20 protein-coding genes, 1 pseudogene and 1 riboswitch are annotated in these 24,450 nt (G+C 63.9%); of the genes and pseudogenes, 12 read left to right on the forward strand and 9 right to left on the reverse strand.

Translation table 11 applies throughout. The features are described from left to right. Positions 1 to 14 precede the first annotated feature (14 nt). Complete coding sequence (locus K5R33_RS08365; protein WP_220748583.1) at positions 15 to 1,211, forward strand: penicillin-binding protein activator; 1,197 nt, start codon at positions 15 to 17, stop codon at positions 1,209 to 1,211. Positions 1,212 to 1,215: 4 nt separating this feature from the next. Beyond that, a complete protein-coding gene (locus tag K5R33_RS08370; protein WP_373314161.1) occupies positions 1,216 to 3,999 on the forward strand; it encodes a [protein-PII] uridylyltransferase in 2,784 nt (927 codons plus the stop codon). 1,024 nt (positions 4,000 to 5,023) lie between these two features. Here K5R33_RS08370 and K5R33_RS08375 read toward each other — a convergent pair. The 4 genes from K5R33_RS08375 to K5R33_RS08390 form a co-directional block, all read right to left on the reverse strand. Beyond that, on the reverse strand, positions 5,024 to 6,010 hold the full coding sequence (locus tag K5R33_RS08375) for a FecCD family ABC transporter permease (RefSeq protein WP_255576252.1): 987 nt from the start codon (positions 6,008 to 6,010) through the stop codon (positions 5,024 to 5,026). A 70-nt stretch (positions 6,011 to 6,080) separates the two neighbouring features. Further along, positions 6,081 to 7,016: an ABC transporter substrate-binding protein gene (locus K5R33_RS08380; RefSeq protein WP_220748585.1), complete on the reverse strand. Its 936-nt coding sequence runs from the start codon at positions 7,014 to 7,016 to the stop codon at positions 6,081 to 6,083. Between the two features lie 3 nt (positions 7,017 to 7,019). Beyond that, positions 7,020 to 7,814 (reverse strand): ABC transporter ATP-binding protein, encoded by a 795-nt coding sequence (locus K5R33_RS08385; protein ID WP_220748586.1) that lies wholly within the window; start codon positions 7,812 to 7,814, stop codon positions 7,020 to 7,022. Further along, on the reverse strand, positions 7,811 to 8,206 hold the full coding sequence (locus tag K5R33_RS08390) for a DUF1636 family protein (protein WP_220748587.1): 396 nt from the start codon (positions 8,204 to 8,206) through the stop codon (positions 7,811 to 7,813). Before K5R33_RS08390 ends, K5R33_RS08385 begins: the two co-directional genes overlap by 4 nt. A 126-nt stretch (positions 8,207 to 8,332) precedes the next feature. Further along, positions 8,333 to 8,547, reverse strand: a riboswitch (cobalamin riboswitch). Positions 8,548 to 8,764: 217 nt separating this feature from the next. On the opposite strand from K5R33_RS08390, the gene murJ reads away from it, so the two are divergent. After that, positions 8,765 to 10,330, forward strand: a complete 1,566-nt coding sequence (gene murJ, locus K5R33_RS08395; protein ID WP_220748588.1) for a murein biosynthesis integral membrane protein MurJ — start codon at positions 8,765 to 8,767, stop codon at positions 10,328 to 10,330. On the opposite strand, the gene K5R33_RS08400 is transcribed toward murJ, so the two are convergent. After that, a complete protein-coding gene (locus K5R33_RS08400; RefSeq protein WP_220748589.1) occupies positions 10,327 to 11,016 on the reverse strand; it encodes a rhomboid family intramembrane serine protease in 690 nt (229 codons plus the stop codon). The two genes, murJ and K5R33_RS08400, sit on opposite strands and share 4 nt — an antisense overlap. Before the next feature lie 84 nt (positions 11,017 to 11,100). Between K5R33_RS08400 and trpS the strand changes: the two genes are divergently transcribed. Continuing rightward, complete coding sequence (gene trpS, locus K5R33_RS08405; protein WP_220748590.1) at positions 11,101 to 12,120, forward strand: tryptophan--tRNA ligase; 1,020 nt, start codon at positions 11,101 to 11,103, stop codon at positions 12,118 to 12,120. Between the two features lie 59 nt (positions 12,121 to 12,179). Here trpS and K5R33_RS08410 read toward each other — a convergent pair whose 3' ends face one another. Beyond that, positions 12,180 to 13,079: a LysR family transcriptional regulator gene (locus K5R33_RS08410; protein WP_220748591.1), complete on the reverse strand. Its 900-nt coding sequence runs from the start codon at positions 13,077 to 13,079 to the stop codon at positions 12,180 to 12,182. A gap of 417 nt (positions 13,080 to 13,496) precedes the next feature. Next, entirely contained in the window at positions 13,497 to 13,913 is a 417-nt protein-coding gene (locus K5R33_RS08415) for a tellurite resistance TerB family protein (RefSeq protein ID WP_220748592.1), read from the reverse strand. Positions 13,914 to 14,006: 93 nt separating this feature from the next. Between K5R33_RS08415 and K5R33_RS08420 the strand changes: the two genes are divergently transcribed. The 3 genes from K5R33_RS08420 to K5R33_RS08430 all read left to right on the forward strand — a co-directional run bounded on the left by K5R33_RS08420 (position 14,007) and on the right by K5R33_RS08430 (position 19,076). After that, positions 14,007 to 15,593: a lysine--tRNA ligase gene (locus K5R33_RS08420; protein ID WP_220748593.1), complete on the forward strand. Its 1,587-nt coding sequence runs from the start codon at positions 14,007 to 14,009 to the stop codon at positions 15,591 to 15,593. A 53-nt stretch (positions 15,594 to 15,646) separates the two neighbouring features. Further along, positions 15,647 to 16,045: a DUF4864 domain-containing protein gene (locus K5R33_RS08425; protein ID WP_220748594.1), complete on the forward strand. Its 399-nt coding sequence runs from the start codon at positions 15,647 to 15,649 to the stop codon at positions 16,043 to 16,045. Positions 16,046 to 16,778: 733 nt separating this feature from the next. Next, positions 16,779 to 19,076, forward strand: coding sequence for a glycosyl hydrolase family 28-related protein (locus tag K5R33_RS08430; protein WP_220748595.1), 2,298 nt, complete (start codon positions 16,779 to 16,781; stop codon positions 19,074 to 19,076). Positions 19,077 to 19,081: 5 nt separating this feature from the next. On the opposite strand, the gene K5R33_RS08435 is transcribed toward K5R33_RS08430, so the two are convergent. Both K5R33_RS08435 and K5R33_RS08440 read right to left on the reverse strand, forming a co-directional pair. Continuing rightward, complete coding sequence (locus K5R33_RS08435) at positions 19,082 to 19,582, reverse strand: YdcF family protein (RefSeq protein ID WP_220748596.1); 501 nt, start codon at positions 19,580 to 19,582, stop codon at positions 19,082 to 19,084. Positions 19,583 to 19,584: 2 nt separating this feature from the next. Next, positions 19,585 to 20,046 (reverse strand): pyridoxamine 5'-phosphate oxidase family protein, encoded by a 462-nt coding sequence (locus K5R33_RS08440; RefSeq protein WP_220748597.1) that lies wholly within the window; start codon positions 20,044 to 20,046, stop codon positions 19,585 to 19,587. A 98-nt stretch (positions 20,047 to 20,144) separates the two neighbouring features. On the opposite strand from K5R33_RS08440, the gene K5R33_RS08445 reads away from it, so the two are divergent. The 5 genes and pseudogenes from K5R33_RS08445 (at position 20,145) to K5R33_RS08465 (ending at position 24,411) form a co-directional block, all read left to right on the forward strand. After that, positions 20,145 to 21,008 carry a branched-chain amino acid aminotransferase gene (locus K5R33_RS08445; protein WP_220748598.1) on the forward strand — a complete coding sequence of 288 codons (864 nt, stop codon included), beginning with the start codon at positions 20,145 to 20,147 and terminating at the stop codon, positions 21,006 to 21,008. After that, positions 20,981 to 22,051 carry a hypothetical protein gene (locus K5R33_RS08450; RefSeq protein ID WP_220748599.1) on the forward strand — a complete coding sequence of 357 codons (1,071 nt, stop codon included), beginning with the start codon at positions 20,981 to 20,983 and terminating at the stop codon, positions 22,049 to 22,051. Before K5R33_RS08445 ends, K5R33_RS08450 begins: the two co-directional genes overlap by 28 nt. A gap of 91 nt (positions 22,052 to 22,142) precedes the next feature. After that, positions 22,143 to 22,599 (forward strand): annotated as a pseudogene (locus tag K5R33_RS08455) (universal stress protein). A gap of 100 nt (positions 22,600 to 22,699) precedes the next feature. Continuing rightward, positions 22,700 to 23,707, forward strand: coding sequence for a calcium-binding protein (locus K5R33_RS19160; protein ID WP_220748600.1), 1,008 nt, complete (start codon positions 22,700 to 22,702; stop codon positions 23,705 to 23,707). 143 nt (positions 23,708 to 23,850) lie between these two features. Then, positions 23,851 to 24,411 (forward strand): NifU family protein, encoded by a 561-nt coding sequence (locus tag K5R33_RS08465; protein WP_220748601.1) that lies wholly within the window; start codon positions 23,851 to 23,853, stop codon positions 24,409 to 24,411. Positions 24,412 to 24,450: the final 39 nt, after the last annotated feature.

The raw sequence follows: 24,450 nt of genomic DNA on the forward strand, positions 1-24,450 counted from the left end.
GGAATACCGTCGCCATGGCACTCGCAACCGCCGCCCGCTCTTGCGTCTCATTCATCCGCCGTGCGCGCAAGGCCATCGGCCTGTTTGCGGCCAGCGCTGTTCTCGCCGCCTGCCAAGTCTCGGCGCCTGGGCAAAGCACAACCGTTGGGGGCGCCGGGGTCCGGGGCGAGGGCCCGACCAAAGTCGCCCTGCTCGTACCCCTCGGATCGGCGCGCGCCACCGACGGCACGGTCGCCCGCAGCCTAGAAAACGCCGCGCGGCTTGCCGCGGCCGACCTCGGATCGGACACTGTCACCATCACGGTCTATCCCACCCAGGGCACGGCGGCTGGGGCCCAGAGCGCCGCGCAGCAAGCGATCGCTGCGGGCGCGCAGGTCATCCTCGGCCCGCTCTACGCCGATAACGCAGCCGCCGCGGGCATTGCAGCGGCGCAATCCCAGGTGCCGATCCTTAGCTTTTCCAACAACACCTCCATCGCGGGCGGCAATGTTTGGGTTCTGGGCAACACTTTCGAGAACACCGCCGCGCGGCTGCTGCGCTTCGCGGCCGCCCAGGGGCGCAACCGCGTGCTCGTGACACACAACAATCAAGCGACGGGCCAATTGGCGGCCCAGGCCATCGGCAAAGCGGCCCAGGGCACCGGCGCCCAGATCACGGGCAACGTCGCCTATGAACTAAGCCAGGCGGGAATCACCGCCGCCGTTCCCCAAATCGCGGCCCAGGCCCGCTCCACCAGCTCCAACGCGGTGTTCCTGACGGGCAACACCGCTGGCGACTTGCCCGTGATGGCCCAACTCTTGTCCGAACAAGGAATCGGCGGGGAAGACTTCCGCTATCTTGGATTGACACGGTGGGACATCCCCGCCGAGGCGCTGCAACTGCCCGGTCTGCAAGGCGGCTATTTCACCTTGCCGGACCCTGGCCCCCTCAACCAATTCCGCGCCCGCTATCAAAGCGCCTACAGCAGCACCCCCCACCCACTGGCGGGCTTGGCCTATGACGGGATGGCGGCCATCGGTGCCATCACGCGCCGGGGGGACACGGTTGGTCGGCGGTCGTTGACCAACGGGTCTGGCTTTGCTGGGACGGGCGGGGTATTCCGCCTGCGTGGGGACGGCACGATCCAACGTGGCTTGGCCGTTGCCCAGATCGTCAACCGTTCAGTACAGGTGGTCAGCCCTGCCCCGAACCGATTTGGCGCCGGGTCCTGAGGACCTGAGCGCGGCACAGCCCGAAACGCTCTTTCCAACGGCTCCCCCGGATGCGCTGATTGCGGCGCCGGGGGACATCTTCGACGATGCCGTCGTCATGGCCGCCCTGCAAACCGTCATGGCGGAGGGCGGAGATGCGATGACCGTGCGACGCAACACGGTCGAGGTTCTGCGGGCAGCCCAGACAGCGGGTCGCGCCATGATCGCGCAGACGTTCGCCCTGGACCCCACCCGCGCCCGCCGGGTCACCCGGAGCTACGCCCACCTCACGGACCGCCTGGTGCAATGCACCTGGGTCGTGGCCACGCAGCACCTGCACCCCTGCCCCAACCCGACCGACGGGGAACGGTTCGCGGTTCTGGGCGTGGGCGGCTACGGGCGCGGTGAAATGGCGCCGTCCTCCGATGTGGACCTGTTGTTCCTGAGTCCGTGGAAAGTCACGCCCCTGGTCGAAAGCATCGTGGAATCGATGCTCTACATCCTGTGGGACCTGAAGCTGAAGGTCGGCCATTCCACCCGCACCGTAAAGGACTGCCTCCGCCTGGGCGCAGAAGACTACACCATCCGCACCTCCCTGCTGGAGCAGCGCCAGATCTGTGGCGACGACCGCTTGGCAGAGGAGCTCCAAACCACCCTGCGGGACACGCTCTTCAGCCGCACCGTCTCCGACTTTATCGAGGCAAAGCTGGAGGAGCGGTCGGAACGCCACCGCAAACAAGGTGGCCAACGCTACCTATTGGAACCCAACGTCAAAGAGGCCAAAGGCGGCCTCCGCGACCTCCAAACCCTCTACTGGATCGCCAAATATCGCTATGGCGTGGCTGAGGCGGCGGATCTGGTCGCCCTCGGCGTCTTTACCGCCGAGGAATTTGCGAATTTCGAGGCCGCCGAGCGGTTTCTGTGGTGCGTGCGCTGCCACCTGCACCTGATCGCGCGACGTGCCTCCGACATGCTCACCTTCGACATGCAGGTCGAGGTGGCCGCGCGCATGGGCTACTCCGACCACGCGGGCCGACGCGCGGTGGAACACTTCATGCAGGCCTACTTCCGCCACGCGACCAAGGTGGGGGAATTGACGCGCATCTTGCTGACCGCGCTGGAGGCCGACAACACCAAGCAAGAACCGGGCCTGCTCGGCTTCTTCAAGCGTCGCCGCCGGGTCAAGGAGCCCTACGAGGAACGCCAGGGCCGCCTGGATATCGCCGATGAGGCCGCCTTCCTGGGCGACCCGCTCAACATGCTGCGCATCTTCGAGGAGGCGCTGCGCACCGGCCTGCTGCTGCACCCCCATGCCATGCGCCTGATTTCGGCCAATCGGCACCTGATCGACCGCGATCTACGCGAACGGCCCGAGGCCGCACGCCTGTTCCTGTCGCTGCTTCTGAAACACGGCAACCCCGAACGGGTCCTGCGCCGCATGAACGAGTTAGAGATCCTCTCGGCGTTCATCCCCGAATTCGCACCCATCGTCGCGATGATGCAATTCAATATGTATCACTCCTACACGGTGGACGAACATACGATCCAAGTGATCTCCAACCTGGCCCAGATCGAACGGAAAGAGCTTGAGGAAAGCCTACCGCTCTGCTCCGAAATTTTGGAAAAGGGCGTCAACCGCCGTGTCCTCTACGTGGCCCTTCTGGTCCACGACATCGGCAAAGGCCGTCCCGAAGATCACTCCGTTCTTGGCGCGCGCATTGCCCGGACCGTGGCGCCGCGCTTGGGTCTCAAGACCTCCGAGGTAGAAACCGTGGAATGGCTGGTGCGCCACCATCTGCTCATGTCCGACATGGCGCAGAAGCGCGACATCGCCGACCCCCGCACCATCCGCGACTTCGCCAAGGCCGTGAAAACCCGCGACCGGCTGGACCTTCTGACCGTCCTGACTGTCTGCGACATCCGTGGCGTCGGCCCCGGCGTGTGGAACAACTGGAAGGCGCAGATGCTGCGCGCGCTCCACCGGGCCACCGCTGCCGCGCTGGAGAATGGGCTCGAAGACGTCAACCGCGAAACCCGCGAGGCCCGCGCCAAAAAGCTGTTCCGCGAGGCCATGACCGGCTGGACCGAGGGAGAGTTGCGGACCGAAATCGGGCGCCACAGCGGCCCCTACTGGCAAGGCGTCCCAACGGCGGCCCAGGTTCGCTTCGCCCATCTGCTCAAGGGGCTGGAAGACGGCGAAGTCCGGGTGGAGCTTGAGGCCGACGAAGACCGCGACGCGACCCGCGTCCTGATGGCCTGCCAGGATCACCCGGGCGTCTTTTCCCGGCTCTCCGGGGCCCTGGCGCTGGTCGGGGCCAATATCATCGACGGGCGCAGCTATACCTCCAAGGACGGCTTCGCGGTCTCGGCCTTCTGGCTGCAAGATGGCGAGGGCCACCCCTATGAGCCGTCGCGCCTGCCCCGCCTGCGCGGCATGATCGAAAAGATCCTCCGTGGCGAGGTCGCCACCCGCCAGGCCCTGGAAGGCCGCGAAATCAAGAAGCGCGAGCGCAAGTTCTCGGTCCCCACGAACATCAGTTTCGACAACGAAGGGTCGGATATCTACACGATCATCGAAGTCGATACGCGCGATCGCCCGGGGCTGCTCTACGATCTGACCCAAGCCCTCGCGGCCTCGAACATCTACATCAACCAAGCGGTCATCGCGACCTATGGCGCCCAGGTCGTGGATAGCTTCTACGTCAAAGACCTATTCGGCCTGAAACTCTGGTCGAAATCCAAGCAGGACGCGTTGGACAAGAAACTGCGTGCAGCGGTGGAGCGGGCCGCCGAGCGGGCCGGGGCCTAGGGGCGGTTCGACAACCAGTCAGGTGATGCGGCGAGTCGCAGATTTTCGGAACAGGGTTCAGCGGTCTCTTCGTATCGCCGTGCCAGAGCGCCGGTTTCTCTGAGGCGGCCCCGGCGGTGTTCGGCCAGCCACCGCCGCTGGTAAGCGCTCGCACCGTACGCGCGGGGCCGATGCCTCCTGTTCGGCGGTACCCAGGCCTCGCCAAGGGCAGCCTCGATCCGCTCGCGCCACGCCTTTGTCGATTAGGCTCCGTCGCACATACAGGCAACGGCGCGCAGAAATCGCGGACAACATCCTCCAGATTCAGGGCGGGCTACAGCGCGGAGGTCTGCTCACACCACAGCGATGGACAACACCAGTCCAGGCGCGTCACAGGTCAGGGCTGCCTTGCTCCCTAGCCCCTGTGCGCCCGGCCCAGGCAACGTCGCATCATGCCTCCCTTGCGCCCACCGCCCTCTCTCATGTGCACAGAGGTGCCGTCCCCGGAGACCACTTTCACATCGGGCCATCCCACGCCGTGCAGATGGGCGAAGGCCCGTTCCTACGCTCCCGAGGTCCACCGACAGAATTGCAGCGGTGCCGCCCGCCATCGGTGCAGAAGCGCTCCACCATGTCTCGCCGTTTCGCAGACGCCAGACGACCCCACCAAAGAGGCTCGTCACGCAACAAAAGTCTGTCCCGAACCATGCCGCGGCAAGCGCCCGACAGCGCAGCCGATATTGTCTCGGTAAACCCAGCCATCCATCCGCCCCCGTCAGACATCCCTAACGGACCCTTAGGGTCGTCACTTGAGCGAGCGTCACGCGTCTCCCAAGGCTCCTCGGCAAACTTTGGTAAACCACGTAGAACCCACCCAGCCAAACAGCCGTCCGATCAAACCGCGCGATAGGGCACCGCAGCCCGCGGCTCCTCCAAGCCCCGCCTTCGATGTTCCCTAAGTATCGCCGGGGGGCCCGTCAGGGCGGGGGCAGCGCCCCCTCTGCCCTCCCTGCCGCAACGCACGTGACAGCGCACGGATCGGGCTTCACGCCGACCGACGCCCCAGCAGCCAGACGAAGAACACGCCTCCAATCAGACCTGTGACGATCCCGATGGGAATATCCTCGGGGGCCATCACGGTGCGGGCGGCCATATCGGCCCAGAGGAGAAAGATCGCGCCAATGATCGCAGACCCAGGCAAGACGCGACGGTAATCGCCGCCCACCAACAACCGGACCACGTGGGGCACCATCAGGCCCACGAAACCGATGATCCCGGAAAAGGCGACCATGACGCCGGTGATCATGGCGCCGACGACAAATACCGTCAGGCGAAAGCGCGCGACGGCGATCCCAAGGGTCGAGGCCGTCTCATCGCCCACGGTCATCGCGTTCAACGCGCCCGCGCGCGACAGGAGCCACGCCCCACAGACAAGCAAGATCACCAGCGGGTAAATCAGCTGTCCCCATTGCGCCAGGCCAAGGCCGCCCAACATCCAAAACACGACCGTGTGGGTCGCCCTTGGATCCCCAAGAAAAATCAGAACGTTCGCGCCGGCCATGATGATGAAGGACACCGCCACCCCGGCCAGCACCAGGCGGTCGGCGCTGGTCGCATCGGCCAGGCGCGACACGCCCAGCACGATCAGCGTCGCCGCCAAGGCCCCGAGAAATGCCAGCACCGGCACCGTCAGCAGCCCCAGAAACAACCCCGTGTGCAACAGGGCCAGGATCGCGCCAAAGGCCCCACCCGACGAAATGCCCAGCAGATGCGGGTCCGCCAAGGGGTTGCGGGTCACCGCTTGCAGGCTGGCGCCCACCAGGGCCAGCCCAGCGCCCACCATCATCGCCAAAAGCGCCCGGGGAAACCGGATCTCCCAGACGATGGCGGCGCGGCCCTGGGACCAGGTCTGTTCGATCAAGTCGGGGACTAGCTTGTTGAGGAACACGCCCCAAACCGTCGACAGCGGAACCTGCACGGCGCCCACAGAAATCGCCAGCGACAGCGAAGCGACCAGCAGCAGACCCGCCATGCACCACAGACCCCGGCCCCCAAGACGGGCCGGGACCCTAGGGCGGTCTGGCGCGACCGCCCTCACGCTGTCATTGCCCCCAGAAGGCATCTGCCAGCGTCTTGATCGCCTGGATGTTCCGTGGGCCCGGCGTCGCCTCAACGTATTCCAGGGTCACGAAGCGGTCATTCTTGATCGCATCCAGATCCGCAAAGGCCGGGTTCGACACCATGAACGCCCGCTTCTGTTCAGCGGTCACGTCGCCGTAGTTCACGATGACGACCACCTCGGGGTTACGCTCCACGACCTCTTCCCAAGTCACCGTGGCCCAGCTTTTCTCGAAATCGTCCATAATGTTCACACCCCCCGCCGCTTCGATCAGCGCCGTGGGCATGGCATAGCGACCAGCGGTAAAGGGCGTGTCCTCACCGCTGTCATAGACAAAGACGCGCAGGGGCTCGCCAAGGTCTAGCCCGCCGGAAAAGGCCTCAAGCTCCGCGCGATAGCCATCGACCAACCCCTCGGCCCGGTCCTCCACGTCAAAGATCCGGCCCAGGTTCAGCAGGTCAGCATACATTTCTTCGATGCTGGCCTTGTCCTTGTCCATGATGTGGGCGCAGGACTCGGTCAGCTCGTAGACGTCGATCCCAAAGGGGGCCAAGGTCTCGGGCGTGACCTCTCCACCGACTTTCATGCCATAGTTCCACCCGGCAAAGAAGAAATCCGCGTCCGCGCCGACCAGGACCTCTTTCGACGGGTATTTCTCAGACAGTTCCGGCAGAGCCTCAACGCCCGCGGTCATCTCGGCGTCCAGGGTCTTCCAGCCTGAGATACCGGTGTAGCCCACCATGCGGTCGGCCAGCCCCAGAACCAGCATCATCTCGGTCAGGTTCACATCATTGGAGATCGCGCGCTCGGGCGGCGCATCGAAGGTCACCGTCCGGTCGCAGCTTTGAACGGTCGTGTCGGCGAACACGGCGCTCGCCGTCAGCGACAGGGCAGCGCCCAGGATCATAGGTCGTTTCATGGATCAGGTCCTTTGGTCCGAAAGGTGAAAGGTCAGGTGATCGGCGTGGCTGGGCATCAGGCGTTCCCGCCTGGCCAGCACGCGGAAGGTCTCAGAGACGGCGTCCTCAGACAGCACATGGGACGGGGCGCCATAGGCCACCATCTGCCCCCGCCGCAGCAGCAGAACCTCGTCACAGGCCCCCGCCGTAAGGTTCAGATCATGCAGCGACGTCACGATGGTCAGCGGCAGGCTGCGGATCAGGTCCAGGATTTCCAACTGGTGGCGGATATCCAGGTGATTGGTCGGCTCATCCAGGATCAACAGGCGCGGCTCTTGGGCCAAGGCGCGTGCCACCAAAACGCGCTGCCGCTCCCCACCCGACAAGCTGCCGAGGGTCCGGCCCGCCAACGTATGAAGGTCTAGCCGGTCCAAGGCGCCTTCGATCACCTCCGCGTCGCGGGCGCCAGCGCCACCGCCAAAGCCTTGCCGATGGGGTGTCCGACCCAGCGCCACGATGTCCCGCACCGTCAACGCGAAATCGCTGGGCTGTTCCTGCAAGACGACAGCAATCCGCTGCGCGGCCGCTTTGGCCGACAAAGACCACAGGTCCACCCCGTCCACCGCGACGGTCCCGGTCACCGGGCGGTGAAAACGATAGAGCAGCCGCAGCAGCGTGGTCTTGCCCGCCCCGTTCGGCCCCACGATGCCCAAGACACGCCCGGGTGCCAGATCGAAGCTCAACGGTTGCAGCAAAGTGTCCCCGCCGCGACGGGGGGCCCAGGACAGGTCAGTGACGGACAAATGCGCGGCGGTCACGAGGCCCGGACCCCGCTGTCCTCGATGGCCATGATCGCGGCAGGCACCCGGGCCAAGGTCGCCGTCCGCAGCTTGCCGGGCCGATCTACAGAGGAACACCAGCCATCCCCCAAGACGGCGTATTGGCGCGCAAACGCCACCAAATCGGCGATATCCACCTCCGGGTCGATATCCCCAAACAGATAGGTCGCCTTTCGGCTTCCGTGATAGGCGACCGTGCAGGGCCGGTCGCAGCCCGCCATGCAAGCCACGCCAGACACCTCGAAGTCTTCGGCTATCGCATCGCCCGCATCAGCAATCGCCGCCCGCAGGCGCGAGATCAGCTCATAGCCGGGGCGGCAGGTGTTGCCCTTGTGCCGACATGAGGTGCAAATCGTAATTCGATGGGTCATCCGGCCCTCCGCCTCCCGAAGGGGGCGACCAGATAAAACCATGCCGTCGCGGAGAGTTCCGCTGTGCCATCATTTGCTCCTGACCAGGCGCCCCGCCCGAATCGTGTGAAAGGAACGGCGCGGGGTCTGTCCGCACCGGTGATGGCAGGTCTCCTGACTTACGGGTCATCGCTCGCCCGACCCTTCCCGGACGCGCGCGTCCAGTGGTGTCGTCGGGGTCGCTCTCCGCTCACAGTTGCGGGGGCAGTCACGGGCTCGGCGCCTCTGGGCTCTTCCTCACCGTGTTCCCTTTTCATCTCATCGGCCTTGGGCGTCCGAGAACCATCGCCCTGGGTTGAACCGAAGCGGTCGCGCCGGGTCAATGGCAAATCCTCTCATTCGGGCGCAATCGCGACCCTGTAGGTCTCCGCCATAGGTCGTAGACGCAACAATCTTGCGCACAACAGGTCGAGATATGACGCCAAATGGTGCAAAATTTGGGTATGACCGGGATCACCCCTAGATCCGACCGCCATCACCCCATGGTTCCGACGGGCGAAACCCTCTAGGCACGCGGTTATGATCAAAGGCTTTCTCACCGTCGGATCCTGGACGCTTCTGTCCCGCATCCTGGGCTTTGCACGCGACATTTTGATTGCGCGGTTCCTCGGCACCTCCGCCGTGGCCGAGGCTTTTTTCGTCGCATTTTCCCTCCCGAACATGTTCCGCCGCTTCTTTGCCGAAGGCGCGTTCAACATGGCGTTCGTCCCGCTCTACGCCAAAAAGCTGGAGGCCGAGGGCGAGGACGCCGATGCTTTCGCCCGAGACGCCGTGGCGGGTATGGTCCTGATCCTGACGCTGTTTTCCGTGCTGGGCATCGTCTTTATGCCCGCCCTCGTCCTGGCCATGGCCTCGGGCTTTGTAGGGGACGTTCGCTTTGACATCGCGGTCACCTACGGACGGATTGCCTTTCCGTATATCCTTTTGATTTCGCTTGCGGCTTTGATCTCAGGCGTTCTCAATTCCAACCGCCGTTTCCTGGCCGCCGCAGCCGCGCCGGCGCTTCTCAACGTGGCGTTTATCGCTGCGATGACGGCGACTTGGGCCTTCCCTGGGCTCATCCCCATGGCCACCCCCGTCCCCGAACTGATCTATGGCCAGGCCTTGATCTGGACGGTCCCTGTCGGCGGTGCGCTGCAACTGGGGCTGGTCTGGTGGGCGGCGGCCCGGGCGGGGCATCGGTTGTTGCCACGACGCTGGCCGCGCATGACGCCGGATCTCAAACGCCTGCTGGTGATCGCCGCGCCCGCTGCTCTGTCCGGCGGCGTGGTACAGATCAACCTTTTGGTGGGCCGCCAAGTGGCCAGCCAAACCGAAGCCGGAGCCATCGCCTGGCTGACCTACGCGGATCGCCTCTATCAACTGCCCCTCGGGATCGTCGGGATCGCCATCGGCGTCGTTCTGCTGCCCGACCTGTCCCGCCGCGTGCGCGCAGGCGACACCGAGGGCCAACGGGCGGCCTATTCCCGCGCGGCGGAGTTTTCGTTGCTGCTCACGATACCCTCTGCCGTGGCGCTGTTGGTGGTGCCCACGGCGCTGGTGTCCGTCCTGTTCGAGCGGGGCGCGTTTACGGCGGATGACACCTCGGCCACAGCCGTGGCTCTGATGATCTATGCTCTCGGTTTGCCGGCATTCGTCCTGCAAAAGGTTCTCCAACCTCTGTTTTTCGCCCGGGAGGACACGCGTCGCCCCCTGCGCTACGCGGTTGTGTCGCTGATCGTGAACGCGGGCGTGGCGATTGGCTTGGCACCGCTGATCGGTTTCCCAGCGGCGGCACTGGGCACGACGCTGGCCGCCTGGGCCATGGTCTGGCTGCTCTGGCGGGGTGCGCGCGCCATGGGGCCAGAGGCGACCCTCGACGCCCGCGCACGATCGCGCGCCTGGCGGATCGTCGCGGCCTCGCTCGCCATGGGCGTTGTCATCTGGGGCGCGATGATCGTGCTCGGCCCGATGTTTGGCAGTGCCTGGCGCGGCCTGGCCCTGCTGCTGTTGGTCACGGTCGGGATGCTGGCCTACGCTGGGTTGGCACAGGCCTTCGGGGCGGTGCGCCTGGCGGAGCTCAGGGGCGCACTACGGCGCGGTTAGCGTTGCCGCAGGCGGCCACGCAACTCCTCCCAACCGCCGGGAAACAAGAGGATCGCCAGACCGTAGCCCGCCCCGAACCCGGCGATGTCGGCGACCCAATCGGGCAGCCAGGTGAACCCTGCCCCAGAGGCCAGCCCAAAGATCGGCTGCAAGGCCAACAGGAACCCGATCAACAGAAACGCCCGCTGCGGATCGGCCGGCGTCAGGCCCCGCAACGTGAGATATGTGAACACCCCAATGAAGCCGTAGGCGCCGGGGTAGCCGCCAAACAGAGGCCGCTCAGCCGAAAACAGCACAAGAAATGCAACCGCCCCCGCCAGGGACGCGGCCATGAAAATCACCGGCAGGCGCCAGGTCGGATACATGGGCGCGGTGACGTTCCCCAGGGCCAGAATAAAGACCGCCACAAAGGCCGCGTGGGTAAAACCACTGTGGAGCAGCGGATAGGTGAGCAGGCGCGCGACCTCGCCCAAGGGCGCCTGGCGTGTGTCGATCATCCAGTGGAACACCGGATCGATCACAGCCCAATCGCGGATCGCGGTCAGCCGCCAGCCCACCGCCTCTCGCCCGCCGATCAGGCCCGCTTCGCCCAGTTGAAACATCAACTCGATGCCCGCGATCAGAACCGCCATGGCGACGACCACGGGCGGCAGGGCGTTGAACGGGCTTTGCTGACGGGGGTCCATGGCGCGGGCCTTTGTTGACGGTACTGTCCCCGGTGGCTAAGCGATGCCCGGCCCAAGGGCCAGAGCCGAGACCGGAGATCGACCATGACCGACACATCCTTTACGCCGCGCGTTTTCTCGGGGATCCAGCCGTCGGGTGGTTTGACGCTGGGCAACTATCTGGGCGCCATGAAGAACTTCGTTCAGATGCAGGACGCGGGCGATTTCGAGACGATTTATTGCATGGTCGACCTGCACGCGATCACCGTCTGGCAGGACCCGGAGGCGCTGCGCCGCAACACCCGCGAACTCTGCGCGGGCTATCTGGCGGCGGGGATCGACCCGGAGCGATCCATCCTCATCAACCAAAGCCAAGTGCCCGAGCACGCGCAATTGGCGTGGATTTTCAACTGTGTGGCCCGCATGGGATGGATGGGGCGTATGACCCAGTGGAAAGACAAGGCGGGCAAGAATGCCGAGGCGGCGTCCTTGGGTCTGTTCGCCTACCCGGCCCTGATGGCGGCGGATATCCTTGTCTATCACACGACCCATGTGCCCGTGGGCGACGACCAGAAGCAGCACCTGGAATTGACGCGGGACATCGCGACCAAGTTCAACCACGACTTCGGCGTTGAGTTCTTTCCGATCACCGAACCCGTGATCCGAGGCGCCGCCACCCGTGTCATGAGCCTGCGGGACGGGACCAAGAAGATGTCCAAGTCCGATCCCGTGGATGCCAGCCGCATCAACCTGACCGACGACGCCGACGCAATCGCCAAGAAGGTGCGCAAGGCCAAGACCGACCCGGAGCCGTTGCCCGAATCCGTCGACGCCCTGGAGGCCCGTCCCGACGTGCGCAACCTGGTGAATATCTACGCGGCCTTGGCCGATGTGGCGCCGCAAGCCGTGCTGGACGAGAAGGCGGGCGGACAGCTGGGCTACTTCAAGCAAGACTTGGCGGATCTGGCGGTCGCAAAGCTGGCACCGATCTCAACCGAGATGTCCCGCCTGATGACGGATCCCGCCGAAATCGACCGGATGCTGGCCCGAGGCGCCGAACGAGCGCGGGAGATCACCGTTCCGATCCTGGAGCGGACCTATGAGATCGTCGGCATGGTGCGCTGACGATCCCTGCCGCAACCTGACGTCCGCCCCGGTTGGGGCGGGGGTCGCCGTCGCATGGGTCAGGCGCGCCATTCCCGGGGCAATTCCGCCAACAGGCGTGGAACCTCCTCGGCACAAAACCGGAAGAACGCGCGGATCAGCGGGTCGGCATGGCCCGTTTGCGTGGTGACCAACCAGTGAGTCTGGATCAGGTCCGGCTCGGAGAAGCAGTAGGTCAGGCCCACCTCGGTGTCGCCTTCCGCTCGTGGCAGGAAACCCAATCCCTCCCCCGCGCGCACCAGACCAATCACGCCATAGAGCGTCTCGGTCTCGGACACCTCTCGCACCGGCGGCAAGCGGTCCCGCGCCATGGCCATCGGCTCCACCAGGCCCAAGTCACCGGAGAGCGCGACAAGCCTGTGTTGGGCCATTTCAGCAAAGCTGCTGGGCGTACCATGGCGGGCCAGATAGGCCTCCGACCCGTAGAACCCCCAGGGGTGGTCAAAGAGTTTCCGCGCAACGAGCGTGTCCCCCACCAGGCGCGCGCCGGGCCGGACGGCGACGTCGGCTTCGCCATCTTCGAGAGACATGGTGCGGGTTTCTGCGTCGACGGTGACATGGGCCTCGGGATGCAGCCGCTCGAACCGATGCAGCAGACCGGCGGCATAGCGCACGGCGGTCGGATGGGCGGTCACGTGGATCTTACCCGAGAGGCGGCGCGTCAAACCGTCGGCTGTGTTCCGCAGGGCCTGGGCGGCGGCTTCGACTGCTTCGGCATCGGGCAGTAGCCGGTGGGCCGGAGGCGTCGGTTGCGCCCCACGGGGGCCTGCGTCGAACAGCTTGAGGCCCAGGCTGCGTTCCAGCCGTTCAATGCGGCGACTGACGGTGGTTTGGTTTGTCCCCAGCGTCCGCGCAGCAGCAGCGGCGGAGCCCTGGCGCATGACGGCTAGGAAGACGGCGATATCGGACCAAGTGTTCATATCGCTCCCCTAGCATGGATCAGCACTGCGGAAATGCAGACCCCTTCGGCGAAGGCCTCTATTTTGCGGAAGGGCCTTACGTCCGATGTACCTTTTGACCCGAGAGAATGCGGGTCCGGTGAAATCTGTTACGGAGCGCGTAAATGTCCAAGAATTCTGCATTCAGAAGCGTTGCGGCCTGTGCGGTTGCAGCCCTTATCGCCACCAGCGCCCCTGCGCTAAGCCTGCCGACGTTCGTCGACATCCTGCCTACGATCGACATGCCCGACGAGAGCACGGACGGCGTGCCGGTGCCCTCAACCAGGGGGTCAACGCGGCAGCCGTAAACGTAGGGCATCGTGGCCCTTGTGACGCTTCCGCATTGACCAGGAGGTCAGCGGGTTCCGTCAAGACCCTGCAGAGGCAGCTGCCACCGCCTTAAAGCGGCAGGTGTCGGGCCCGCGCGCCCCGTTCAATGGCAGCGGCGTGGAGGGGATCAATCTCCAACTCGTAGCGAAGCTCCCGAAGCAATTGCAGCTCCGTCTGGAGGACGTTGCCATCGGCGGCGGCAACATCGCAGGCCAAGGCATAGGCGGTTTCATGGTGGGTGGCGGGCAAGGCGCCGCGTACCAAGCCAAAAATCGCATCAAGGCCGTCTTCTTCCTCCAACAGGTCAAAGACGGTCTGGGCGATCTGCTCCATGCGATCCTCATCGAATCCAGCGAAAATCGGCAAATGATTGACGATGGCTTGGATCGTCAAAAGCTCCGACGTGCGGATGGTGGCGTCCGAGGCCGACACCGTGATCATCAACGCGACCAGTGCGTCCTGGGCGGAAAAGGCGGTATCGGGCATGGGTATTCTCCTTATTGCATGTGATTTATTGACGCCGCAGCGCTGCCGCAATAGGGGAGGCCGGTTTCCGTCACATCCCAGAAGGATCATCCCATGAGCACCCTGCGCGACGCCGCCATGACATCGAAGGCCTGGCCTTTCGAAGAGGCCCGCCGACTGCTCAAACGGATCGAAAAGGCCGGGAAGGACCACGCTTTGTTCGAGACGGGCTATGGCCCTTCGGGGCTGCCGCACATCGGGACCTTTGGCGAGGTGGCGCGGACCACGATGATCCGCCGGGCCTTTGAGGTGATCTCGGACATTCCCACGCGGCTGATCTGCTTTTCGGACGACATGGACGGGATGCGGAAGGTGCCTGGGAATGTGCCAAACCCAGAGGCCCTGGCCCCGCATCTGCAAAAGCCCCTGACTCGCGTGCCAGATCCTTTTGGCACCCACGACAGTTTTGGGCACCACAACAACGCGCGCCTGCGGACGTTCCTGGACACCTTCGGGTTTGAATATGAGTTCATCTCGGCGACCGAGTTCTACGGCTCCGGTCAATTCGACGAGACACTGCTGCGCGCGGCGGAGCGGTACGAGGAGCTGATGGCGATCATGCTAAAGACGCTCCGTGAGGAACGTCGTCAGACCTATTCGATCTTCCTGCCCATTCACCCGGAAACGGGGCGCGTTCTGTATGTCCCGATGAAGCACGTCAGTGCTGAAGAGGGGACGGTCACCTTTGACGACGAAGACGGTCGCGAATGGACGGTGCCTGTTACGGGCGGCAATGTGAAGTTCCAGTGGAAGCCGGACTTCGGTGCCCGCTGGGCTGCGCTTGGCGTCGATTTCGAAATCTACGGCAAAGACCATGCCGCCAATACCGGCGTTTATGGCGGGATCTGCCGGGCGCTCGGCGGGCAAGCGCCTGAAAACTATGTCTATGAGCTGTTCCTGGATGCTGAGGGGCACAAGATCTCAAAGACCTCGGGCAATGGGATCAGCATCGACGAATGGCTGACCTACGCGGCGACCGAGTCACTGTCGTATTTCATGTATCAAAAGCCCCGAACGGCGAAGCGGATGCATTTCGACGTGATCCCCAAGGCGGTCGACGAATACCATCAGCAATTGCGAGCCTTCCCCGATCAAGATCCGGCCAAGCAGGCCAACAACCCGGTCTTTCACATCCACCGGGGTCAGCCCCCGGCCAGTGATATGGTCGTGCCTTTTTCGATGCTGTTGAACTTGGCGTCGGTTGCGGGTGCGGAGCACAAGGACGCGCTTTGGGGCTACATCCGGCAATACGCCCCCGAAGCCTCGCCCGAGACGAACCCGCAGATGGACCGCGCCGCCGAGGGGGCCGTGCGGTACTACAATGACTTTGTGAAGCCCACGAAGGTCTATCGCGCCCCGACCGAGTTGGAACGCGACGCACTGCAGGAATTGCGCGACGGGCTGCGCACCTGGGACGGCGCGACGACAGACGAGGCGCTCCAGAGTCTGGTCTATGACGTGGGCCGGGAGCGTTTCGATCCGATGCGCGATTGGTTCAAGGCGCTGTATCAGGTGCTTCTGGGCGCCGATCAGGGACCACGCTTTGGCAGTTTCATCGCGCTCTATGGTGTCGCCGAGACCGCGGATCTGATCGACTTGGCCTTGTCAGGTGCGCTGATAGGCCCCGCCCCCTCCGATTGATCTCCTGCGGCGCAAGGCTACCCTCAGACGATCAACCGTTGAAGGGAAAGCCCATGAAACAGCTTTGCGCCGCCGTCTTCTTTGCGTTCGCTCCCATCGCCGCAGTGGCCCAACAAGACGCCTTCGCGGGGGTCATCGAAGGGCAGATCGAGGCCTTTTTGGCCGATGACATGGAGACGGCCTTTGGGTTTGCGGCGCCGGGCATCCAATCGATGTTTCGCACGCCTGAAACCTTTGGGCGGATGGTGCAACAAGGCTACCCGATGGTCTGGCGCCCCGACACGGTGGAATACCTGTCCGCGCGGCAGACGGAGCGCGGATGGATGCAGGATATCCTGATTACCGACGCCAGTGGACGGTTGCACCGTCTTGCTTATCTGATGCTCGAGACGGCGGACGGTTGGAAAATCGGCGGCGTTCAAGTGGTGACCGCACCCGACGTTGGCGCCTGATTCCCAACCTGTGGATGTGCTCAGCCGATGTCATACGGCTTGCGGTAGGAAATTCTTCGGACCCTTGTTGAAGAAGTCGGCCCTGGTAGCCTGAGACATCGGGTACGGAGAGCGAGTCGTGCCACGAGGCCAGTTCGGGCTGCCTGCTCTGCCGTCCATCGCCTGTTTTGTCGAAAGGTCCCGATCTCGGTTCGACACACGCGCCTTGGCAAGGGGACCGGCACCATGGACGTCAGAAAGCATGTGAGTGGTCAAAACGATCCGGCGGACGACGCGTTGACACCCCGCCGCAACCGGACATCTGCGCGGCCCCATCTTCCGAACGATGGAGATCGCACCCGGAGCCTAGAGATGGCGCAAAGGGCGTCGCGGGAGGCCGCCAATCGCGCGGCACGGGCGTTTCGGGATGTTGAGGCAGCGGTCGCATCTGTGCATCAAGCCAAGGCGGGAGCCGACCAAATCCAGACAGCGCTCGCAGAGTTCGCGGGGCGCAGGACGTCAGCACCGGACGGGTCCGACCCCGAATAGTCGGTGCTGGGACCGACTGGTCCGTTCCCACACATCTGAGACCGCCCGCAGGCGGGTGCCGTTAACGCTTCCTTAAGCGTTCGAGCGGAAGACTGCTCCCATCGACGCGGCACCGACGCGCCATCACTCACAGATTTGAGACCGCCTCGGCCACAGGCCGCTGAGGCGGTCTTTTTCGTATGCGGCCTGCCGAGGGACCCAACACATGAACAAGGCGATCACCGACGGATTGGTCTTTAACCCGCCGCTGTTCGAGGACGGCCTCGCGGCCTGGTCCAGCCAAGATGGGCTGCCTGGATCCGATACCTATGCGACCGCCGGAAACGCGGTGATCGTGCCCGCAGACCAGGACTTCGCCTCCTGCTTGGAACTGCTGAAAACCGAGGGCACGCAAAAGCTGCGCTCCATGGGGCGAACGCCAATCCTGACCGGGTGCTATCTGCGGGTCACGGCACGGGTCAAAGCGGTGTCTGGGAACTTTCCTGCGGTACGGATCGGGGCCTATCCGATTGCGTCCAATGGCAGCGGCATCTCGGGCCTCGCGCAGTTTGGGCCGGACACCCAACTCGCCGCCTATGGCCGCGTGGAAACGGTGACTGCGATCATCGGAACCGGCACCCGTGGCGGCGTCGACATGGGGTGGGACAACCGTGTCGCAAATGCCCATATCGGCATCGATCTGACGGGACCGAACGGAGGTGTCGTCCGTGTCGACGACATCACCATAGAGGACGTGACCGGCGCCTACCTGCGGACGTTGATGGATTGGGTGGATGTGCGAGACTATGGCGCTGTGGGGGATGGGGTCGCCGATGACACCGCCGCCTTCCTGGCCGCAGATGCCGCGGCCAACGGGCGCGAGGTGCTGGTCAGCAAAGGCACATATCGGCTGACCGACCATGTGACCTTTGATGAACGTGTCCGCTTTGAGGGAACGGTTACAATCCCGGCATCCAAGCGGTTGAGCCTAGTCCAGAACTTTGAACTCAACAGCTACATCGACGCCTTTGGCGACGAAGAGGAAGGGTTGCGCAACGCCATCCAGGCGCTGTTCAACTTTACCGACCATGACACGCTGGACATGATGGGACGCCGGATCCAGCTGACCGAGCCGCTGGACGTGCAGGCGGCCGTGTTCGACAAGGACACCTACGCCAATCAGCGCAAGATCCGGAACGGCCAGATTGATATCAACGGCGGTCCCGCCTTCGAAACGACGGTCGTAAGTGCCTCGGCCAGCTACGACTCGACTGAGCCGCGCCGCCTGACAAATGTCCAAAACATCGCCAATATCCCCGTTGGCGCGCTGGTCACTGCCGGAACGGGCGTCGGGCGCGAGGTCTATGTGACCTCGGTCAATGTGGCGAACAACTACGTCGTTCTGTCAAACCCGCTCTATGGGGCGCCGAACACGCAGACCTATACGTTCCGTCGGTTCAAGTACGCCTTGGATTTCAGCGGCTTTTCCAATCTGCAACGATTCACTCTGCAGGACATTGAGTTCTTGATGGCGGGGCAATCATCGGGCGTGCTGTTGCCAGCCAATGGCCTGATCTTCCACTTCAAGGACTGCTTCTTCACCGGTCCCAAGAACCGCGCCATCACAAGCCATGCCACCGGCTGCCAGGGGATGCTGATCGACCGCTGTCAGTTCTTGTCGACTGAGAACACGCTGCGCGTGCAGGACCGGGAAACCATCGCCTTCAACGTCAATAAGAACGACACCAAGATCCGGAACAACCGGGCCAATAAGTTCCGGCATTTCGGTGTGATCGGCGGGTCGGGGCATATCATCACGGGCAACCACTTCTTCCAGGGGGACAACGAGACCCTTGGACAGCGGTCGGCTGGGATCGTTTTTGCCGAGGCACAGGCAAAGACGGTGTTCATGTCCAACTATGTGGACAACTGCTATCTGGAATGGACGAACGAGTTCGATCCGAACCCAGATTTCAGCGCCGAGTTGTCATTTGGCGGCCTACAGATCGTGGGAAACATCATCTTCTCGTCGAATGTGCCCAGCTCTTACGCCCCGATCCATATCAAGCCTTATGGCGCTGGACACTACATCAACGGCGTCACGATTACCGGGAACAACTTCAAGACGATCAAAGGCCAGGCCCTGAACCGCGTGGATCTGATCGATACGACCTTCGCCACCTTGGATCGGGCGCGCTTCAACGATGTGAACGTGCATTCGAACACGTTCCATGCGGTGGCCAAGCAGTTCCAGAACCCGATTACGGTGCCCATCGTCAGGGGATCGGCGGCCACCAATTGGGAGGTCGACCTGACGGATTTCCTGCCGTTTGGGGGCGAGGCGCGCGTGATCCAGGCGGTGATGCCTGAGGGGCGCGTGACCAACGGGGGCGGCGCCACGGTCTGGCATATGCCCTACGGCGTGCCCCAGGTGAACAACGACCGCCAATCGGTGCGTCTGACCTGGCCGGAGGCGGTCAAAGGCAAGGTCTTCGTCACGGCCCGCTGCGACGCGCCGACCTGAGCAGATCAGCGGGCGCGCGGCTCTGGTTTGGGGGCGCTCCGCTTTGACAGAATCCACGCACGCCAAACCGTTGATGGCAGGGCGGCGACCTCTCTGAGGGTCGCCGCGATCGTCCGGGACGTGGACATGCGCCCGCGCGGGCCCGACACGCTGGCCCGCACACCCAAGATCCGTGCCACAACCCAAGCCCGAGGCAGGTGCCAGCGATTGGAGACAAGGACCACCTGATGCACGCCGATCAATGGCCGGGCGAAGGCGATATTTTCCACGGTCGTGCGGGAGCGATCTTCAAGGATCACATCGCGCTCCGGCACACCCAGCGACATGGCGAGACGGGCCGCCACCTCCGCCTCGGCGGGGCCGTGGCGCCCGACGCCCCCTGTCACACAAACAGCCGCGACCGCGCCACGGTGATACAAGGCGACCGCATGCTCCACCCGCAGCCGGAGGGTGGGCGACGCCTCTCCGTCAGGACGCACGGCGGCCCCGAGAACGATGGCAACCAAGGTCACAGCGCCCGGAGATCGTTGGCCCCGAGGCGATAGGCCTTGCCAAAGCCGCCGTTCAAAAGCGCCTCGTCCGCGTCGATCAACAGCAGCCGGAAATCCGTGAAATCGTAGTAGAGCGTCGCCTTCGGCCGGGCGGCCAGATAGGCGCTGCGCTCGGCCTCTTTGTCCAGGGCGGCAGTCCGCCCCAGCAACGTGAGGCGCGGATGTGTCAACGGATCCCCCCGTTCGGCTGGCTCCCCGACCAAAGCCGAACATCTTGGGTCAGCCGCCAAAGCCCGCGCGTGGTCCGACAGGTCGGAGATCAGCATGCAAAGACCCCGCCCGGGCATCCACAGACAGCCTGTGCGCGTGACCATGGGCGCGCCATCGCGCAGGGTACCGAGTGATGCGGACATAGCACCCGCCAGCAAGCCTCGCGCCTCGGTCCGGGCAGCATCGTCTAAGGGGCGAAACGGTGTCATTCCGCTAGATTGGGTCGCCAACCGCTTCGGGGCAAGGGGTGGCTGGACCTATGGCGCAGTGGTGCTACGGTCAGGGCCAGAGCGAAGGAAGGGACCCCATGGCATTCGGCACGACCATTCGCACTTGGTTCGACGGAACGTGGCACGACGGGGATGTCGCCGTGATGCGCGCCGCCGATCATGGCATGTGGCAAGGCTCCAGCGTGTTTGACGGCGCCCGCCGCTTCGAAGGGGTCACCCCAGACCTGGACAAGCACTGCGCCCGCGTGAACCGCTCGGCTGAGGCGCTGATGCTAACCCCGACAATGACTGCCGACGCCATGGTCGCGCTGATCCACGAAGGGTTGGAGGGCTTCGCCCCAGACGCCGCGATCTACATTCGCCCAATGTATTGGGGCATTCACGGCAGCGAGTTGGGGCTGGTCCCCTCTGGCGAAGACACGGGGTTTGCCATCTGTCTCGAAGAAGTACCGATGTTTGCCCCGGACAAGACCACGACCCTGACCACGACGCGCTTTCGCCGCCCGGTTTTGGAAGACAACGTCTGTGACGCCAAGGCGGGCTGCCTTTATCCCAATAACGCGCGGATGCTGGCAGAAGCGCAGCGAAAGGGCTTTGGCAATGCATTGGTTGCGGACGCCATGGGCAATGTCGCCGAAAGCGCCACGTCAAACGTCTTTATGGTCAAAGACGGAGAGGTCTTCACCCCAATCGCCAACGGGACCTTTCTGTCGGGGATCACACGGGCCCGACATATCGCAAATCTCAGCGGCGACAGCACACCCGTCCATGAGACCGTGCTAACCTTCGATGATTTTCGCGATGCCGATGAGGTGTTCCTGTCCGGCAATCTGACCAAGGTCACCCCCGTTACCGCCTTCGATGATCGGTCCTACCAAGTGGGGCCTGTCACCCGGCGCGTGCGAGAGATGTATTGGGACTGGGCGCTCTCCTCGGACTGAAGCGAGGCGCGCTGCGCGGTGCCCTGCGGGTCTGCGCAACACTTGCCCCCACGCTTGCGACCGGGGCTGGCGTGATCTGGCTGCTGACGACCAACCCGCTTGCCCAACCGTTCGTGGAGCGCACAGCAGAGGATCTGTCCCAAACGCTGGAGCGGCGCATCGCGCGTCAGGCCAGCCCAGCCTGGATAGCGTCGGAGTTGGATCGGGCCATCGCGTCCGACGATCCCGACCGGGTTGCGATGCTCCTGTCCCTTCGGGAAGACCTGGGGCACAGCCTGGACACGGAGGCCGCCGAGGCGCTGTTGGCGCGGCACCAATCCCTGCTGCCCCAGGCCTTGTCATGCGGACGCTGTATGGTGGATGTGGCGACCTGCCCTTCGCTCACCCATCTGGCCGCCTGTGCGGCTCCGTTCGAGCTATCACCGTTGGGGGATATCAACGCCCTTCGCCGGGGAGCCGTCGCCTGGGCGGCCGGTGACGAGGTCGATCACCTGGACGTCTCGCTTGCCCTGATCGGCCTGGGTGCGACGGTGGCGGTGGTTGCCAGTGGCGGCAGTTCCACCGCTGTCAAAGCGGGGGCTGGCCTGACCCGCATGGCAAACCGCATGGGCACCCTGACGCCCGCCGCAAAGGGCCTGCTGCGCGTGCCGGTCCGGTGGACCGCTGTCCCGGCGTACCTGTCCGGTCGCGCCGCTCTGGATACGGTGACGGACCTGTCCCATGTGGCCCGCTTGGGTCGGTTTGCAGCGGATATGGACCGGGTTCGCCGCGCCACGTCCACCGCCGAAGCCCTGCGCCTGGCGCGCCATGTGGACAGCCCCGAGGACGCCGCGCGCCTGGCGCGCTTGGCTGAGGCCGCGGGTCCCCGCACCAGCCGCAGCCTGGCCGTGTTGGGAAAGGCCCGCGCCTTTCGGGCAACCCTCCGCCTGACGGAGGCGGCCATTGGCGCGCTGCTGATCCTCTGGGCGACGGTGCTGCACCTGGCAGTCGTCCTCGGCACCCGGTTGGGTGCTCTGGCCCTGTGCACCCTGGTGCGACTTTGACCATCGGTTCATCCCCGACGCAGGGGCTTGCCCATGGACAGACGCCGTTCCAGGCGCCATGGTGGACGCCGCTCTCGGAGAGGAAGACGTCATGCGCAAGTTTCTCGTGGTTTTGGACGACAGCCGCGAATGCCTGAACGCAATGCGGTTTGCATCGCTGCGGGCTGAACATACCAGCGGCGGGGTGGAGGTTCTGTCGGTGATCCCCCCCCGATGAATTCAACCATTGGATCGGTGTCGGCGATATCATGCGCGAAGAAGCGCGAGAGCGGATCGTCGCTCACTTTGAGGTCTTTGCGAAATGGATGCGCGATAAGCACAAGCTGGAACCCCATCTGGTGATCCGCGAAGGCGAACCGGTCGAAGAAATCCTGGCCCAGGTTCGCGAAGATCCGGAGATCGGCGTTTTGGTGCTGGGCGCAGCTGCCGACAAAAAGGGCCCCGGGCCATTGGTAACGGCCTTGACGAAATCGGCGGGCACATTGCCGGTGCCCATTACGATTGTGCCGGGGGATCTTTCGAAAGAGCAGTTGGAAGTCATCGCCTAGGTCTTGGCCGTGCGCTCCTGTTCCATGCTGGGCGGTCACCCAAAGGCAATTGATGGTCCACGAGGATCACAGCGCAAATTATTGAAAATAGGCGCAAAGAATGTCAGACGAGACGAAAAACTGGAGCTTGGACTTCGAGTTTATCGCGTACCAAGTCGTTAGTTACCCCAGTCGAGCCATTGTGGACTACGGGTCCGTCAACGTTCTGCTTGATACGATGGGGGCGCTGCCTGATGGTCGCGTGACGTTTACCCTCGTCTTTGACGTCGGCAACCAACACATGACAGGTTTGGGGGGCGACTTTTCCGATGAGGCGGGCACTTTTGTTCAAATCGATCAGCGGATGGAGAATGGACAGCTTGTCATCGAAGGGGCCATTGAAAACAGTGTCCTAAGTGTCCCGATCAGCGATCTAAACAGGCTGGCGCTCAGGTTGACTGAGGCAACTGTCAGGGATGAAAGCGGGCCCATCAACATTGTAAATCCTCCGACTTTTGACATCGACGACCTTAGCGACAAGCCTGCTTATCCCTATCCAACTTGGACGCAGCGTTTTTTCCTAGACCCCGTTGATCAGGACAGAACGGGCCGAGATCGGGATGAAAGACTCATTGGACACCATGGAAATGATCGCCTGGATGGGCAGGGCGGCGACGATGATGTGCGTGGATACAATGGCAACGATACGCTGATCGGTGGCTCCGGAGACGATAGCCTTCACGGCGAACACGGCGATGACAACCTGATCGGCGGCGCTGGCAATGACTCTCTGATCGGAGGTGTCGGAGACAACACCTATGTCGGGGGCGTCGGCGCCGATCACTTCGTCATTCTTGCGGGGGCACCCGGGACCGACACGATCATTGATTTCAAAGACGGCGACGTGATCGCCGTTGATGACCGGTTCTTTGGCTGCGGGACATGGGCCTGGACCATGCGCTCCGTCACAGAGGCCCAATACGACCGAGCGCTCCTGGACGGCCTGGTTGCCTATGACGCCGAAAGTGGGGCTTTCTCGATCCGCGACCTAGACACCGACGCCTTGGAGGTTGTCTTCATCGTTAACGGCGCGCCCACACTCTCCGCAGAGGACTTCAACCTATTCTAGGCGAGCGCTTGGCCCGCAATAGCCACCCCGGTAGAGCGCGGCCGACAGCCCAAGCGCCCGACCCGTCTTAGAATCATTCCAAGTTCTTGACCTTCCCTCGCTGGAAGCGCACATTGGTGTGGACCCTGCCGGAGGTACCCCCGATGTTTATTCAGACCGAGACGACGCCAAACCCTGCCACCCTCAAGTTCCTGCCCGGCCAAACCGTGCTGGAAACAGGGACAGCCGATTTCCCGACTGCCGACGCGGCGCAGCCGTCCCCCTTGGCCACCCGCCTGTTCGCCATCAACGGCGTGACTGGCGTGTTCTTTGGCCATGACTTCGTGACCGTGACAAAGGACGACGGCACCGAATGGGACCACGTGAAGCCTGCCATCCTTGGCGGTATCATGGAACACTTCCAATCTGGTGCCCCGGTCATGGAGGGCGATGCGCAGGCCCAGCACCAGGCCAACCACGATGAGGCCGACGCCGCCGTTGTGGGCCAGATCACCGAGCTGCTGGACACGCGCGTGCGGCCCGCAGTCGCCCAAGACGGGGGGGACATCACGTTCCACGGGTTCGACCGTGGGGTGGTCTATCTGCAGATGAAGGGCGCCTGCGCGGGCTGCCCCTCTTCGACAATGACCCTCAAGATGGGTATCGAAAATCTGCTGCGTCACTACATCCCCGAAGTGTTGGAGGTGCGGCCCGTTGGTGTCTAGCGCCCAGCGGGCACCACGCCTGGGCCGGCCGCACCATCG

Origin of the sequence: Jannaschia pagri (assembly GCF_019655435.1) — a bacterium.
GTDB classification, from domain to species: Bacteria; Pseudomonadota; Alphaproteobacteria; order Rhodobacterales; family Rhodobacteraceae; genus Jannaschia; species Jannaschia pagri.